Source organism: Mycobacterium sp. DL440, from assembly GCF_011745145.1.
GTDB lineage: Bacteria > Actinomycetota > Actinomycetes > Mycobacteriales > Mycobacteriaceae > Mycobacterium.
This window is the reverse complement of sequence record NZ_CP050191.1, coordinates 4,146,614-4,161,002: the sequence shown is the minus strand read 5'-3', so window position 1 is coordinate 4,161,002 and position 14,389 is coordinate 4,146,614. Positions and strand designations below refer to the sequence as shown.

Annotated in this window: 16 protein-coding genes; 6 read left to right on the top strand and 10 right to left on the bottom strand. The window is 65.5% G+C overall.

What is annotated here, in order from left to right:
* Nucleotides 1-45: 45 nt before the first annotated feature.
* Together HBE63_RS20275 and HBE63_RS20270 are read right to left on the bottom strand one after the other, a co-directional pair.
* Nucleotides 46-507: an SRPBCC family protein gene (locus tag HBE63_RS20275; RefSeq protein ID WP_166910010.1), complete on the bottom strand. Its 462-nt coding sequence runs from the start codon at nt 505-507 to the stop codon at nt 46-48.
* Between the two features lie 134 nt (nt 508-641).
* Nucleotides 642-1,112 carry a MarR family winged helix-turn-helix transcriptional regulator gene (locus HBE63_RS20270; RefSeq protein WP_243858187.1) on the bottom strand — a complete coding sequence of 157 codons (471 nt, stop codon included), beginning with the start codon at nt 1,110-1,112 and terminating at the stop codon, nt 642-644.
* Nucleotides 1,113-1,351: 239 nt separating this feature from the next.
* Here HBE63_RS20270 and HBE63_RS20265 point away from each other — a divergent pair, with 239 nt between their 5' ends.
* The 3 genes from HBE63_RS20265 to HBE63_RS20255 are packed head-to-tail and all read left to right on the top strand — an operon-like array spanning nt 1,352 to nt 5,119.
* On the top strand, nt 1,352-1,795 hold the full coding sequence (locus HBE63_RS20265; RefSeq protein WP_208301173.1) for an MmpS family transport accessory protein: 444 nt from the start codon (nt 1,352-1,354) through the stop codon (nt 1,793-1,795).
* Nucleotides 1,792-4,638, top strand: coding sequence for an RND family transporter (locus tag HBE63_RS20260; RefSeq protein ID WP_166906346.1), 2,847 nt, complete (start codon nt 1,792-1,794; stop codon nt 4,636-4,638). The genes HBE63_RS20265 and HBE63_RS20260 overlap by 4 nt, the downstream gene beginning before the upstream one ends.
* A 1-nt stretch (nt 4,639) precedes the next feature.
* The gene (locus HBE63_RS20255) at nt 4,640-5,119 is read left to right on the top strand and encodes a hypothetical protein (RefSeq protein WP_166906345.1); all 480 of its coding nucleotides are present in this window, start codon (nt 4,640-4,642) and stop codon (nt 5,117-5,119) included.
* Nucleotides 5,120-5,127: 8 nt separating this feature from the next.
* Here HBE63_RS20255 and HBE63_RS20250 read toward each other — a convergent pair whose 3' ends face one another.
* On the bottom strand, nt 5,128-5,961 hold the full coding sequence (locus HBE63_RS20250) for an LLM class F420-dependent oxidoreductase (RefSeq protein ID WP_166906344.1): 834 nt from the start codon (nt 5,959-5,961) through the stop codon (nt 5,128-5,130).
* Nucleotides 5,962-6,023: 62 nt separating this feature from the next.
* Between HBE63_RS20250 and HBE63_RS20245 the strand changes: the two genes are divergently transcribed.
* Nucleotides 6,024-7,121: a glutamate--cysteine ligase gene (locus tag HBE63_RS20245; RefSeq protein WP_166906343.1), complete on the top strand. Its 1,098-nt coding sequence runs from the start codon at nt 6,024-6,026 to the stop codon at nt 7,119-7,121.
* Between the two features lie 51 nt (nt 7,122-7,172).
* On the opposite strand, the gene HBE63_RS20240 is transcribed toward HBE63_RS20245, so the two are convergent.
* The 4 genes from HBE63_RS20240 to HBE63_RS20225 form a co-directional block, all read right to left on the bottom strand.
* Nucleotides 7,173-8,360, bottom strand: a complete 1,188-nt coding sequence (locus HBE63_RS20240) for an Nramp family divalent metal transporter (protein WP_243858759.1) — start codon at nt 8,358-8,360, stop codon at nt 7,173-7,175.
* 130 nt (nt 8,361-8,490) lie between these two features.
* Complete coding sequence (locus tag HBE63_RS20235; RefSeq protein WP_166906341.1) at nt 8,491-8,721, bottom strand: hypothetical protein; 231 nt, start codon at nt 8,719-8,721, stop codon at nt 8,491-8,493.
* Between the two features lie 45 nt (nt 8,722-8,766).
* Nucleotides 8,767-9,846 carry a diacylglycerol kinase gene (locus tag HBE63_RS20230; RefSeq protein WP_166906340.1) on the bottom strand — a complete coding sequence of 360 codons (1,080 nt, stop codon included), beginning with the start codon at nt 9,844-9,846 and terminating at the stop codon, nt 8,767-8,769.
* Nucleotides 9,847-9,854: 8 nt separating this feature from the next.
* Nucleotides 9,855-10,646, bottom strand: coding sequence for an SDR family oxidoreductase (locus HBE63_RS20225; RefSeq protein WP_166906339.1), 792 nt, complete (start codon nt 10,644-10,646; stop codon nt 9,855-9,857).
* Nucleotides 10,647-10,831: 185 nt separating this feature from the next.
* On the opposite strand from HBE63_RS20225, the gene HBE63_RS20220 reads away from it, so the two are divergent.
* A complete protein-coding gene (locus HBE63_RS20220; protein ID WP_166906338.1) occupies nt 10,832-11,308 on the top strand; it encodes a glucose-6-phosphate dehydrogenase in 477 nt (158 codons plus the stop codon).
* 153 nt (nt 11,309-11,461) lie between these two features.
* Nucleotides 11,462-11,785 (top strand): hypothetical protein, encoded by a 324-nt coding sequence (locus HBE63_RS20215; protein WP_243858186.1) that lies wholly within the window; start codon nt 11,462-11,464, stop codon nt 11,783-11,785.
* A 1-nt stretch (nt 11,786) separates the two neighbouring features.
* On the opposite strand, the gene HBE63_RS20210 is transcribed toward HBE63_RS20215, so the two are convergent.
* The 3 genes from HBE63_RS20210 to HBE63_RS20200 all read right to left on the bottom strand — a co-directional run bounded on the left by HBE63_RS20210 (nt 11,787) and on the right by HBE63_RS20200 (nt 14,346).
* Complete coding sequence (locus tag HBE63_RS20210; protein WP_166906337.1) at nt 11,787-12,674, bottom strand: Ku protein; 888 nt, start codon at nt 12,672-12,674, stop codon at nt 11,787-11,789.
* 83 nt (nt 12,675-12,757) lie between these two features.
* Entirely contained in the window at nt 12,758-13,705 is a 948-nt protein-coding gene (locus HBE63_RS20205) for a carbohydrate kinase (protein ID WP_166906336.1), read from the bottom strand.
* 23 nt (nt 13,706-13,728) lie between these two features.
* Nucleotides 13,729-14,346, bottom strand: a complete 618-nt coding sequence (locus HBE63_RS20200; protein ID WP_166910003.1) for a cutinase family protein — start codon at nt 14,344-14,346, stop codon at nt 13,729-13,731.
* Nucleotides 14,347-14,389 lie beyond the last annotated feature (43 nt).

The window sequence follows — 14,389 nt, the reverse complement described above, 5'->3', positions numbered from 1 at the left end:
CGCATAGCTGTGGCACAGGGATTCACAGGAAGGTGCTGTATTCGGCTATTGCTCGCCGGTCTCCACGACAGCCTTGATCCGTTCGAGAGTCTTGCGCATGTCGCGGATGTTCCGGCGTGTGCGGAGCTGTCCGCCGAGCATCGAGAACACGGTGGTGAACGCTCCCGGCGTCATCCGGAAGGATTCGGTGACAGCGGTCTCGGAGCCGGCCGGTTCCAGCCGGTAGTGCCAGTTGTTGACCGCTCGGTCGCCCAACAAGACGGCGAAGCCGAACTCACGCCCGGGATCGCAGGCGGTCACCTCGCAGGTCGTCCAATAGACGGGCCCGATCTCGTTCCGCTTGACGTGCCCGCGGAACCGCGCGCCCAGGGCGGGGCCGGTGGCACCGCCGAGCCATTCGGCTTCCATCACCTCCGGCGAGAACTTCCCGGTATTGCGCACGTCGGCGATGAGATTCCAGATGCGGTCCGCCGGCGCGGACATGCGTACGGTTGCTGAGCCTTCCATGGACATGTCGTCCGCCTCCTCAGGGGCAATGGCGTCAACGTAACACCGGCGTGGACAAGGACTACGGGTTTTCCGGGGTTCGTGGTGCCTGGTGGCCGTGTGACGGTCGACGCATGAGCGTTTCCCGGGCCACGCTATCCATCGGTGCTTGCTCGGGTGTCGGCGATCTCGCGCATCTGGTCGACCAGTCGTCCCGCGACCTGAGCGGCGAGCCACAACGCCGCCTGGTCGTCATCCGGCAAACCGGCCAACAGTTCGGTTATCCGCTGCTTGCGCAGGACGGCCCGCTCCTCCCACAGACGCCGACCGCCCTCGCTGACCTTGACCAGACAAGCGCGCCCGTCATCGGGGTCGCTGCAGCGCTCCAGCAGCCCTTGCTGTTCCAGACGCTGGACCAGTTGCGTCATGCCCGACTGACTCGCGCCCTCCGCTTCGGCGAGCGCGGTGACCCGCATCGGCCCCTCGCGGTTGAGGCGGACCATGACCAGCGTCGCACTCGCGCTCAGCCCTTTGCGATCAGCGAGATGCCGCCACATCAGATCCGCGCTCGACACGAGCATCGACGAGATGGCTTCCACGCTGCTGTCGAAGGATGCGCTGCCCACGGCTCAGTTATATCAGCAATAGGAAGTAATTCGCAGAAAGTCGGCAGGCTGGCTACTCCCGGTGCGGACATCGCGCGATGTCAATGTCAACGATCAGGTGGTCTCGATTCCCGCTCTAACGCCGACCTTCAGTCATTCCTCCGTCGCTCAGGATCAAGCTGTCAGCTTGCTGTGAGTGTGCGGCAAGCGCCAACTGGCGGCTTGAGAAGTGCATCCCATATGCGATATATCTGTCAGTCATGATCGGGGAACCGCGAAGTCGAAGGCTTGTGCAGAAGGGATGGCTCCCGGTCGTCACCGTCATCGCGGTCGGCGTCGGCGCACTGGGTGTCTGGAAGGTGCACCAGATGTCCGAACCCGGACCCGTGCCCACCGTCCTTGCCGCGCAGGCACCCGAGCAGTTCACCCCGAAACAACTCACCTACGAGGTGTTCGGCTCCGTCGGTGACGGCGGGATGCTGAGCTACGTCGACATCGACGGGCACCCGCACAAGGTCGATGTCACCGAGCTGCCCTGGACGCACACTGAGACGACGACCCTGACCGTGGTGTCCGGCAGCATCTCCGTGCAAGTCAACGGTGGCGAAGTCGGGTGCCGGATGCTGGTCAACGGCGTTGTGCGCGACGAACAATCGTCCACCCATGCCGAAGCCGATGTCACCTGCCGGGTGAAGTCCGCATGAGCACACATCGCGCCAACAGACCCTTCGTCGCGCGGTCCGTGCGCATCCTGGCGGTGCCGATCATCGTGTTCTGGGCGCTTCTGGCGGTCACCACCAATACGTTCATTCCGCAGGTCGAGCGGGTGGCCGAGCAACTCGCGGGATCCATGATCCCGAGCTATGCGCCGTCGCAGGTCGCGATGCTGCGTATCGGGGAGAAGTTCCAGGAGTCCACATCCACCAGCCTCACCATGCTGGTGTTCGAGGCCGACCGCCCGCTCGACGACGGTGACCACCGGTACTACGACGACCTGATGAACCGGCTCAAGCAGGACCCCGAGCACGTGCAGTACGTGATGGACCTGTGGGGCAAGCCGATCACCGCGGCCGGAGCCCAAAGTGTCGATGGCAAGGCGACTTTCGTGCTGTTGCGGCTCGCCGGGAACATCGGGCAGCTCCAGGCCAACGAGTCGGTGAACGCGGTGCGGGACATCATCGCCAACGACACCCCACCACCGGGCCTCAAGGTCTACGTCAGCGGCGCCGCGCCACTGGCATCGGACACCCTCACCATCGCCAACTCCAGCCTGAACAACATCACGATCCTGACGATCGTCCTGATCGTGATCATGCTGCTGGTGGTCTACCGGTCGCTGGCCAACGTGCTGGTGCCGCTCGTCAGCGTGCTGATCGAAATGCTTGTCGCGAAGGGCGTCATCGCGACACTCGGGCACTTCGGCGTCATCCCGCTGTCGTCGTTCGCAGTGAACATCGTCGTCGCACTGACACTGGGGGCCGGAACCGACTACGGCATCTTTCTGATGGGGCGTTATCGGGAGGCCAGACAGGACGGCGAGAGCCGCGAGGATGCGTTCTTCACCGCGTACCGCAGCGTCGCCCCCATCATCATCGGCTCCGGACTGACGATCGCCGGCGCGTGTTACTGCCTGAGTCTGGCCCGGCTCGACTACTTCCACACCATGGGTCCAGCGGTGGCCATCAGCATGCTGTTCACCATCGCCGCTGCCCTGACGCTCGCGCCCGCGCTGCTGACATTGGGCAGTCTCTTCGGGCTGTTCGACCCGAAGCGAATGACCAAGGGCCATCTGTACCGGCGGATCGCGACGAGCGTGGTGCGTTGGCCGAAACCCGTCTTCGTCGCAAGTACCGCCGTCGTGATGATCGGAGCGGTATTCGTCCCCACCTTCCAGGTGAGCTATGACGACCGCGCCTACCAACCTGCCGACGGCGCAGCCAATCTCGGCTTCGAGGCCTCGGATCGGCACTTCTCGCAGAGCAAGCTGTTCAGCGAGATGCTGATGGTCGAGAGCGACCACGACATGCGTAACTCGGCCGATTTCATCTCGCTCGATCGCGTCGCGAAAAGTCTCATCCGGCTCCCCGGCGTCGCCATGGTGCAGAGCATCACCCGGCCCTTGGGCAGGCCGCTGGAGCACGCCACGATTCCCTACCTGTTCACCACCCAGGGCAGCGGAAGCGGACAGCAGTTGCCGTTCACCGAGCAGCAGAACGAGAACACCGACAAGCAGGCCGAGATCCAGGCGCGTTCGGTCGAGGTTCTGCAGAAGGTGATCGGGCTGACCCAGCAGATGGCCGACGAACTACATTCCACGGTCCTGACGTTGGAAAACCTCAAACAGGTGACCGACGACATGAACGCGGGAATCTCCAACCTCGACGACTTCCTGCGGCCGTTGAAGAGCTACTTCTACTGGGAACCACACTGTTTCGACATCCCGGCGTGTTGGGCGATGCGCTCGTTGTTCGACTCGCTCGACGGTATCGACAGCCTCGACACCCAAATCGCCAATGCCGTCACGTCCTTCGAGGCCATCGACAAGCTATTGCCGCAGATGATCTCGCAGCTGGAGCGGATGATGGCCGATACCCGCGCGCTGCTGGGTGTCATCACCAACAACTACGGTCCGGCGCATCTGCAGTCCACCCAGACCGACCAGACGTACTACGACCTGATCAACGTGGGCAACGACTTCGACAAATCCCGCAGCGACGACTTCTTCTACATCCCCAGGGAGGCGTTCGACAACGAGGATGTCAAGACCGGCATGCAACTGATGATGTCGCCGGACGGCAAGGCCGCCCGGTTCATCGTCACCCACGAGGGCAATGCCATGGGCCCCGAAGGAATCGACCACGTCGAACAGTTCCCGGACGCGATCCAGGCGGCCCTCAAGGAAACCTCGCTGGCCGGCTCCAAGATCTACATCGGCGGCGCGGGGTCGAACAACAAGGACATCAAGGCCTATGCGGCGTCCGACCTGCTGATCGTGGCGATCGCCGCTTTCGTGTTGATCTTCCTGATCATGCTGTATCTGACCCGGAGCCTGGTGGCGGCCATGGTGATTCCCGGCACGGTGGCATTCTCGTATGCCGGCGCCTTCGGACTGTCAATCCTGGTGTGGCAGCACCTGATCGGACTGCACCTGCACTGGCTGGTACTGCCGCTGACCTTCATCATCCTGGTTGCGGTCGGCTCCGACTACAACCTGCTGCTGATCTCCCGGGTCAAGGAGGAGTCCGGTGCGGGGTTGAACACCGGGCTGATCCGCGCACTCGGGAGCACCGGTGGCGTGGTGACCTCCGCGGGTCTGGTGTTCGCGTTCACCATGCTGGCCATGCTGATCAGCGATCTGCGCACCATCGGCCAGGTGGGTTCGACGGTGTGTATCGGTCTGCTGCTCGACACCCTGATCGTCCGCTCGTTCGTGGTGCCGTGTTTGTTGCGCTTCCTCGGCCCGTGGTTCTGGTGGCCCACGTTCATCCGCCAGCGACCGCTCAGGCAGCGGCCCCAGGTGCCGCAACAGCAGCGGGCGGAGGTGTGACATGACGACATCGACTCTGTACGGCGTCCTGTCGATCATCTTCTTCGCACTGATCTGGGTGTTCGCCGTCGTCGCTTTCGTCTTCACAAGGCGGATGAGGGGCCACCCGCACGTCACGTCGAAGCTCGCCATCGGGACCCTGCCGGCCACCTTGCGCAAGGTCCGCAAACGCGAAGCACTTACCGATGACGAACTGGCCCTCGCCCGGCAGATCCTCGCCGATCGCGGCAGCATCCTGGCGCTCGCGGTTCCCGCCACGCTGTTCTGCATCGGATGCTTCTATGTCTTCGGCAGCCTCGAACAGCTGCACGGGCACACCCCGTCGGAGCGAACCTTTCTCGGCGTCTTCCCGATGCTCACCTCGACCAACATGGCGATGCAGATACTGCGCAGCGCGCGTCTGAAGCGGCGGATTCCGGATCCGGCTCCGCCGCAGCGCGAGAACTCAGGCCGGACGCTCCAGCCCGATGGCGTCGAGTAGGGCGTTGACTATCGGAGTTCGGCGATCACCTTCCCGAACGCCTCGGCATGGGCGATCTGCACGATGATGTAGGTGATCCCGTACTTCTCGCGCAGGCCGCGAATACGGTCGGCCATCGCGCTGACCGAACCGGACAGCACCCCGGGGTGGCGCAGGAGTTCCTCGTCGCTGAGCCCCGGCAGGAAATGGCGGGGGACGTTGAGGATGGGCATCTCGCTGCCAGGAGCGGGCATTGCAGTGACCGCGATGTTGAGCTCCAGCTGGTCGAATCGGTCGCCGGCGGCGTTGCGCAGGAAGGAGATTCGGTCAGCCAACGGATCCCCGTCGACCTGATCGCCACCGGTGAGGCCGATGATGTCGGCAGTCTGCGCGGCCACTGTCAGCAGTCGGTCGCCGTTGCCCGCGATGAGGATCGGGATGTCAGGCGCATGCTCGCGCAGGTACTCGGTGGTGTGGCGCAGATAGCCGATACGGTCGCGCGCACTGGGGAACGGGAGTTCGGCGGCCTCGAACTCCTCGCGCACGTAGCCGGCACCGAGCCCGAGGTCGAACCGGCCGCCGGAAAGATCCCGCAGAGCGGTGGCGTCGCGCGCCAGCAGCGCCGGTTTGTAGAACCCGGCATTGAGCACGAACGTCCCGACGCGCAGCGTGCTCGAGATCTCCGCTATCCTCTTCGTCGGCAGCGACAGAGGGGTATAAGAGACGGGGGCGGGCGCACCGAGATGGTCGGGAACATTGAGCACGTCGAAGCCGAGGTCTTCGGCACGCCGGGCCTCGTCGGCGATCTGCGATTGGGACTCGGCGACGCGCAGGCTGACGCCAAAGCGGAAATCGTTGGGCATCACCCGATCTTAGGCACGGCGGCTGCAGGTTTGGGGTCGTCTACGGCGGGCAATTCTGAGCCGTGGCAAGTCTTCCGACGGTGGGCGTAGAGGAGGAGTTCCTGCTCGTCGACCCGCAGCGCGGCGAACCGATCGCCCGTAACAAGCAGGTCGCTGCCTGCGCCGCCGAGCACGGGGTCGACCTGCAACTGGAGCTGACCAGCTGCCAGGTCGAGACCACCACGGACGTGATGGACACCAGCAGGGCGCTGCGCGCCGAGTTGACCAGGTTGCGCCGAGTCGCCACCGAGGCCGCCTTGGCGAATGGGGCGCAGTTGTTGGCTGTCGGCCTGCCACCGACCGTGCCGCGCAAATTCCCGGTGACACCGACCGCGCGCTACCGCAGGATCGGGCACAGATTCGGCATGATCGCCCACGAACAGGGCATCTGCGGGTGCCACGTCCATGTCGCGGTGCCGGACCGGGACGCCGCGATTCACGTCAGCAACTGGCTGCGGCCGTGGCTGCATGTGCTGTTGGCGCTGACCGCCAACTCGGCCATCTACCGCAACGCCGACAGCGGCTACGCCAGCTTCCGTAGCGTGCTGTGGTCGCGGTGGCCCAGTTCGGGGCCTCCGCCACATTTCGACTCGGTGGCAGAGTACGACGCCGCCGTCGACTTGCTGGAGCAGGCCGGTGCTGCGCTCGACGACGGCATGATCTATTGGGATGTCCGGCCGTCGGCGAGCTTCCCGACCGTGGAGGTGAGGGTCTGCGATGTACCGGCGACGGTGGCCGAGACGGTGTTGCTCGCCACGCTGATTCGTGCCGGGGTGATGACGGCGCTGCGCGCGCACGACGAAGGCGAGTCGATGGGGCGCCTGGCGGATTACCAAATCCGGGCAGCTCATTGGAAGGCCGCTCACGACGGCCTGAACGGCGACGGCATCGATCTACTGGGGGATCAGTCGACGATCCCGGCAGTGGATCTGCTCGGCCGATTCGTCGAGACCGTGCGGCCGGCCTTGGTGGCGCTGGACGACTACGAGATGGTGGGTGCCGAACTCGCCCGCGTCGTCGCCGAGGGCAACGGCGCGGTCCGGCAGCGTCGCGCCTGGCGAAGCCGGGGTGAAATCGCGGATGTGATAATCGAATTGGCGTCTGCCGTGACCAGTGACTAACTCGCCCAGCGCCCAGAAACGCGAGCCGTAGGCGAAGTACGGGTCAAGCGTTCAGCCCGTGAGGGTCAGATAGATCAGCATCACGTTGAGCACACTGATCAATCCGGCCACACCCCAGCCGAGCGTCGTGGTGAGCCGGTGGTTGACGTCGTCGCCCATCAGCGTTGCGTTGCTGGTCAACCGCACCAGCGGGATCAGCGCCAGGGGAATGCCGAACGAGAGCACGACCTGTGAGAGGACCAGGGCCCGGCTGGGGTCGACGCCGATGGCCAGGATGGCCAGGGCCGGGATCAGGGTGACCACCCGGCGCAGTAGCAGCGGGTAGGAGCGACGAAGCAGTCCCTGCATGATCATCGCGCCCGCATACGCACCGACGGAGGTGGACGCCAGGCCCGACGCCAGCAGTCCGATGGCGAACAGCAGGGCAACCGTCGGGCCCAGGGCGTCGCGGACCGCGGCGTAAGCGCCTTCGATGGAGTCGGTGTTGTCGCGTCCCTGCAGGTTGATGGCCGCGACCAGCAGCATCGCCAGGTTCACCGCGCCGGCCACCAGCATCGCCAGCCCGACGTCGTAGCGGGTGACCCGCAGCAGACGCCGCCGCGGGGCGCCCGGTTCGGGGTGTCCGTGGCGGTCGCGGGCCAGCCCGGAGTGCAGGTAGACCGCGTGCGGCATCACCGTGGCACCGAGCATCGCGGTGGCCAGCAGCAGGCTTTCGGTGCCCTGGAACCGGGGGATCAGCCCGGCCGCGACCTCGGCCGCCGGGGGAGCCTCGACGAACAGGCTGGTGAGAAAGCCGATCGCGATGATCATCAGCAGTCCGGTGATCACCCGCTCGAATACCCGTTGGCCGCGGTGGTTCTGCAGGCTGAGGAGGAGTAGCGAAACCACCCCGGTGATCACCCCGCCCAGCAGCAGCGGCAGGTCGAACAGCAGGTACAGGGCGATCGCTCCGCCGACCACCTCGGCGAGATCGGTTGCAACGGCGACCAACTCGGCCTGTATCCAGTACGCGATGCGGGTCGGGGTGCGGGTGTGGTCGGCAACCGCCTCGGGGAGCGAGCGGCCCGTGACCAGGCCGAGCTTGGCCGAGAGGTACTGCACCAGCCCGGCCATGGCATTGGCCACCACGATCACCCAGACCAGCAGGTAGCCGAACTGCGCGCCCGCACTGACGTTGGCGGCGACGTTGCCCGGATCGACGTAGGCGATCGCGGCGACGAATGCCGGCCCGAGCAGCATCCAGCTCGGCGTCGTGCGCGCCTTGGTGTCCTCCAACAACTGCCAGCTCCCTATCCGGGTGTGCGAATAGAAAAGTTAGGCTAGCCGAAATCTGTTGGTGAAGCCAACATCGGGGGTGGTCAATCGGGTGTCACCGACCGACGGAGATACCGCTGAAGCCGAATACCCCGCCGTACCAGGGACCGTAATTGTTCATGGCCGGCGGGGAGGTGACGATCTGGGTGCTGCCATTGGTTTGGCATTGCGTGGTGGTCGGTCCGGTGTGGTTGCACTTCGGTGCGGCCGAGCCGTCCGGGGCGATGAGAATCGCCAAACATGGCACCGCCAGCAACGCGGCCACATACCGGACGATGTTGCTCATGACCTACTCCGATCGATGGAGTAAGTCTACGTCTGAACGGCGCTGTCAGCGCTGGTCAGCGTACAGACCCTTACCGGTGATCAACGGGAGATCGAGAGTGGTCCGGATACCGGGCTCGGCGTCCACCACCGCCGGGATCGCATTGACCACCCGCGCCGCCGTGGCGACCAGGCCCGCGTGGTTGTGATCACCGTTGGGGCTGCTCAGGCACAGGTCCAGGGTGTACGACGGTTCACCGGTCACCACGACTCGGTAGGAGCCGCCTTCCTGCGCGGGCTGCGGCCACTCGGGGCACAGGTCGTCGCGCAGCCGCGTCACGTGCTCCAACACCACGGCTGCCTTGCCGTCGCGCATACCGCGCACCTCGAAACGCAGTGCTGCGGTGGTGGCCGCCGGGATGTGCCCGGCGGCGATGTCGAAATCCTCGGGCGCCGGCACCCGGGTGTGTTCCTCGGTGACCTCGTCGAGTTCGATGCCGAGGCCGGCGGCCAGCTGCCGCACCACCGAACCCCAAGCCAGGGTCAGCACCCCGGGCTGCAGCAGCATCGGGGTTTCGTCGATCGGCTTGCCGAAGCCCATCACGTCGAACATCACCGCCGCGCTGTCATAGGTGGCGTAATCGACGATCTCCATGCACCGGATCTGGTCGATCTGCTGGCAGGTGCCCGCAAGGGCAAGGGGCAGAAGGTCATTCGCGAACCCGGGATCGATGCCATTAACGAAAATGCTGGCGCCGCCCGCCTCGGCCGCAGCGGCAATGGGCTCGATCAGCTCGGCCGGCAGTACCTCCCACGGGTACTGGAGAAACACCGCGGAGCTGGCCACCACGTTGACCCCGGCGGCCAGGATGCGCCGGTAGTCCTCAAGTGCCTCGGGCAGCCGGTTGTCGGCAAGGGCCGTGTAGACCACGCAGTCCGGCTTGTCGGCCAGGATCGCGCCGAGGTCGTCGGTCGCCAGGACACCCGTCGAAACATCAAGGCCGGCAAGCTCTCCGGCGTCCTTGCCGACCTTGGCCGATGAGGACACCCACACGCCGGTGAGTTCGTAGTCCGGGTTGATGACGAGGTGCTTGAGCGCATGCTTGCCGACGTTTCCGGTGCCGATCGCCGCTACACGAATGGTCATGCTTCTCCTCAGAGGTCAGGGATGGGCAGGTCGAGATTGGGCATGTTGAGGCCACCGTCGACCTCGAGCACCTTGCCGGTCAGATAGCCGCCGGCGGGCGAGGACAGGTACACCGCGGCTGCAGCGATGTCGGCCGGATCGCCGAGCCGGCGCAGCGGGGTGGCCTTTTCCATCGGGTCGCGCAGTGCGTCGTTGGAGGCCACGATGTCCAGGGCCGAGGTCAGGATCGAGCCGGGTGCGATCGCGTTGACCCGGATGCGCGGGCACAGATCCAGTGCGGACAGCCGGGTGTAGTGCGCGAGGGCGGCCTTCGCGGTGCCGTACGCGGCGAACCCGCGCCCGGCCAGGCGCCCGACCGTCGAGGTGATGTTGATGATGCTGCCGCCGCCGGAGTGCTCGAGCATCAGCGGCACCGCCGCACAGGTCAGCGCGTGCGCAGTCGAGACATTGAAGGTGAAGGCGTCGCGCAGATCCTTGGTGGAGGTGTTCATCAGGGGTGCCGGCATGGTGCCGCCGACGTTGTTGACGACGATGTCTAGTTTCCCGAACGCTTCCACCGCAGCGGCCGCGAGCTCCGCGGTGGCCTCGGGGTGGGCCAGGTCGGCGACGACGACGTGGGCCCGCCGCCCCGTCGCGGCGATCTGCTCGGCAACCTCGTCGAGCTGGGACTGGGTACGGGCCGCGATGACCACGTCCGCACCGGCTTCCGCGAATGCCAGGGCGGTGGCTGCGCCCAATCCACGGCCGGCTCCGGTGACAATCGCAACCTTGTCGTCCAGTCGGAATCTGTCCAGAATCACGTGCGCTCCGTTCGCTTGCTCGGCGCCACGCTAGCAGGGTGAGCGAGCGCATGTGAGGTGTTTCTGAAACACGTTCTAGTTGTCTTGTGCCTCTCGCGAGTGTCGCAGGCGCGTCGCCCAAAGCCGCTTCACGGCCGTGGTGAGGGGCGCACAATTGAGGGGTCAGTTCAAGGTGGGGAGCGGCAATGACCCAGCAGCGATACGACTTCTTCGGCGATGTTTTCGCGCGGTACTTCAAACCCGCGATCGATGAGTACCCGTCGACGGCGGGCACGCTCATCCACCGCCTTCTCGCCTGCACCGATGACCTGCAGGACCGGTTGGCTCAGGCCCGCCTGGCGGCAGAGGTGTGGGGGGAGCAGGAGTTGGGTCACCCCGGCCACGTGCACCCGGCGTCGGAACTGTTCGTGATCACCCAGTGCGGCCTGATGTACGGCGCCCGCTTCGCCGACGCCCGTCATGGGCTGTACTACCTGGCCACTCCACATACGATGTTCGATGCGTTCGTCGACCAGATCGAGCACACCCCGCTGAGCTTGGGCTCGGTGGTCGCGGTCGATCGTCGGTGCAGCCATGATCTCGAATCCGCCCATCCCATGGATGCGGCACTGCGGCGGATTCTGGACGAACACGAGGCCTTGCGCGTCGATATGAGCGTTTAGCGACGCTTCGAGCGGGTCGATGTTAACGCCGTGTTTCGGCAGTATTCGCTGCGGATTAACCCGTATGCGTTCGGTATGAGTGTGTCGGACAACGGAATTCGGCGTTTTAGGTTTAGCCCACTTGAACGGAATCGGAAGGATGGGCTGAACCCAGTGAAACGGAACTTGAAAGTTTTGTGTGTCGCCGGTGCCGGGCTGTGTGGGCTGGGGGCGGCCTTGGCCGGGCCGGCTGCCGCCGCACCCACCGAGTCGACGGCGAGCCAAACCATCAGTGACCTCCAAAGTCAGGGCTTCCGGGTGATCTTGAGCAAGGTCGGCACCAAAGCGATCGACGACTGCACGGTGAGCGCAGTGCGCCAGGGCCGCTCGGTCACCGGCCCGCAGGTGCCGGCCGGAGCGGCAAGCATCACGTCGTTCAACCCGGGACAGAATCTGCAGTACACCACGGTGTACGTGGATCTGGACTGCCGGCGCTGAGCTATTTCTTGGCGGCAGCCTTCTTGGTGGCTTTCTTGGCCGGCGCTTTCTTGGCCGCCTTCTTTGCGGGCGCCTTTTTGGCCGGCTCCTTGGCGGCGCCACCGCGGGCCTTCACACTGGCCTCGAGTTTGGCCAGCAGATCGGACACATCCTCGGTCTCGTCGAGATCGGTCGGCTGCTCTTCGACTGAGAAAGCTTCTCCGCCTTCGAGTTTGGCCTGGACCAGCTCGTGCAGTTGCTCCTGATAGTCGTCGCGGAACCGATCGGGCTTGAAGTCGTCGGTCATCGACTCGACCACCTGCCCGGCCATCTTCAACTCGGCCGGTTTGATCTCGACTTCCTTGTCCAGCACGGGGAAGTCGGGATCGCGGATCTCGTCGGGCCACAGCAGGGTATGGATCACCATGACGTTGCGCTTGCTGAAATCTTTGACCCGCAGGGCCGCCAGCCGCGTCTTGTTGCGCAGTGAGAAGTGCACGATGGCTACGCGTTCGGTTTCTGCGAGCGTCTTGGCCAGCAGCACGTAGGACTTGGACGACTTGGAATCGGGCTCCAGGAAATAGCTCTTGTCGTACATCAACGGGTCGAGCTGGTCGGCCGGGATGAACTCGACGACTTCGATCTCGCGGCTGCGTTCTTCGGGCAGCGTGGAGATGTCCTCGTCGGTGATCACCACCATCTGCCCGTCGTCGGATTCGAATGCCTTGTTGATGTCTCGGAACTCGACGACCTCGCCACACACTTCGCAGACCCGCTTGTAGCGGATGCGCCCGTTGTCCTTGGCATGGACCTGGTGGAACTTGATGTCGTGGTCCTCGGTGGCGCTGTAGACCTTGACCGGCACGTTCACCAGGCCGAAGGCGATCGAACCCTTCCAGATGGATCGCATTTGCCCAGTATGGCTTGATATGGCCGCGGGTGCGAAGAACCACCGGGTCGGTGCGCCGCGTCAGATGCCTTTCACGAGGGCACTCAGGACTGTGCTGCGGCGTCTCGTGCCGCCCGATCCGGCAGATCGGCGCCGGACCGAGCCACCGTCAACGCCGCCGACAGCACAGCGGACCTCAGGACACCTTCGAGAGTCTCAGTGTCGATCCGGGACAGGTCACGGCGGCGGTCCGCGCCGAGCAGGCCCAATGACCACACCGCGTCGAGCAGGCCCGTCATGAAGGCGTCGCCGGCCCCGACGGTGTCCACCACCTGGACCGACCGGGCCGGGACCGACACCAAACCGGCCCGGCATACCGCGAACGCACCACGCTCACCCGACGTCACCGTGACGATGGACGGGCCGGCCTCCAGCCACGCCCGCGCGATCTGCTCGGGGGAGTGCCGGGGGTCCAGCCAGCGCAGGTCGTCCTCGGAGGCCTTGACGATGTCGGCGCGCTCGATGAGCCGGTCGATGCGCCCGCGAGCGATGTCGTCGTCTCGGATCACGTCCGGCCGGATATTCGGATCGAAGCTGATGGTCGCCGACATCCGGTAGGCATCCAGCAGGGAGGCGGCGGCGCGACATCCCGGTTCCAGCACGGTGGCAATCGAGCCGGTGTGGAGCAGCAGCGGGGTCGCCACCTCGGGCGTGCCGGAAAGCTGCCAGTCGATATCGAACTGATAGTGCGCCGATCCTGCGGCGTCCAGGGTCGCCATTGCGGTCGGTGTCCGGGTGGCGCTGGTGCTGCCCGAAACCAGTTGAACCCCAGAGTTTTCCACGTAGTCGACGATGCGCTTGCCGCGGTCGTCGTCGGCAATGTGGGTGAGGAAGTCGACGCCGCGGCCCAGCCGGCCGAGACCGACCGCGACATTGAGGGGGCTGCCGCCGACATATTCCGTGCGGTCACCCCGCGCTGTACCGGATGCTCGCTCGTGACCTCGCTCGACGATGTCGATCAAGGCCTCGCCGATGACCAGGGCGCGGCTCATGGCTCCATCGTAGGTGGCTTGGGCTAGAGCCGTCCGGCGATAAACCCCGCTGCCTGATCGGGATATGGCGGAAGTTCGTATGCGCTGTGCGCGGCGCGGAGGCGTCCACCCAGCACGCAGATGGGATCACCGGGGCTGCACAGGTCGATGGTCCGGCCGGCGAATTGGCCGGTGCCCGACAGCGGGGTGCCGAACCGGTTGCCGGGATTACCGAAGACCGCCACGGCGGAGACCCGGTCAGCGCTGTTCGGCGGCAGCGCCGGAGCCGAGCCGATCGTGCCGATCCGGTCACCGATCGGCGGTACGCCCGCCAACATCGAAACTGCCGCCGCGCCTTGTGAGAATCCACCGAGCACCACCTGGGTGCCCGGGCATTGGTCGGCCAGCCAGGCGATGTGGCCGGCAGCGTCATTCGCTCCGTCGGCGGTGGTCAAGAAGTTGATCCCGGCCGGATAGTTCACCGCGTACACGCCGAGGCTGCGCGGCGCGATACGCGGCCCGAGTTGGTCTACCAGCGCCTGACCCACCCGGCCGATCCCGGGCGGCTCACCGGTGCCGCGGGCGAAAACCACCTCGACGTCCGAGCAGGGATCGGCCGATGCCGCCGGTGCCGGACCGCTGAAAATGGCGGCCGCGGGCATCAACACGGCCGCGGCCAATCGCAGGAGCGGGCTGAGCACTCTG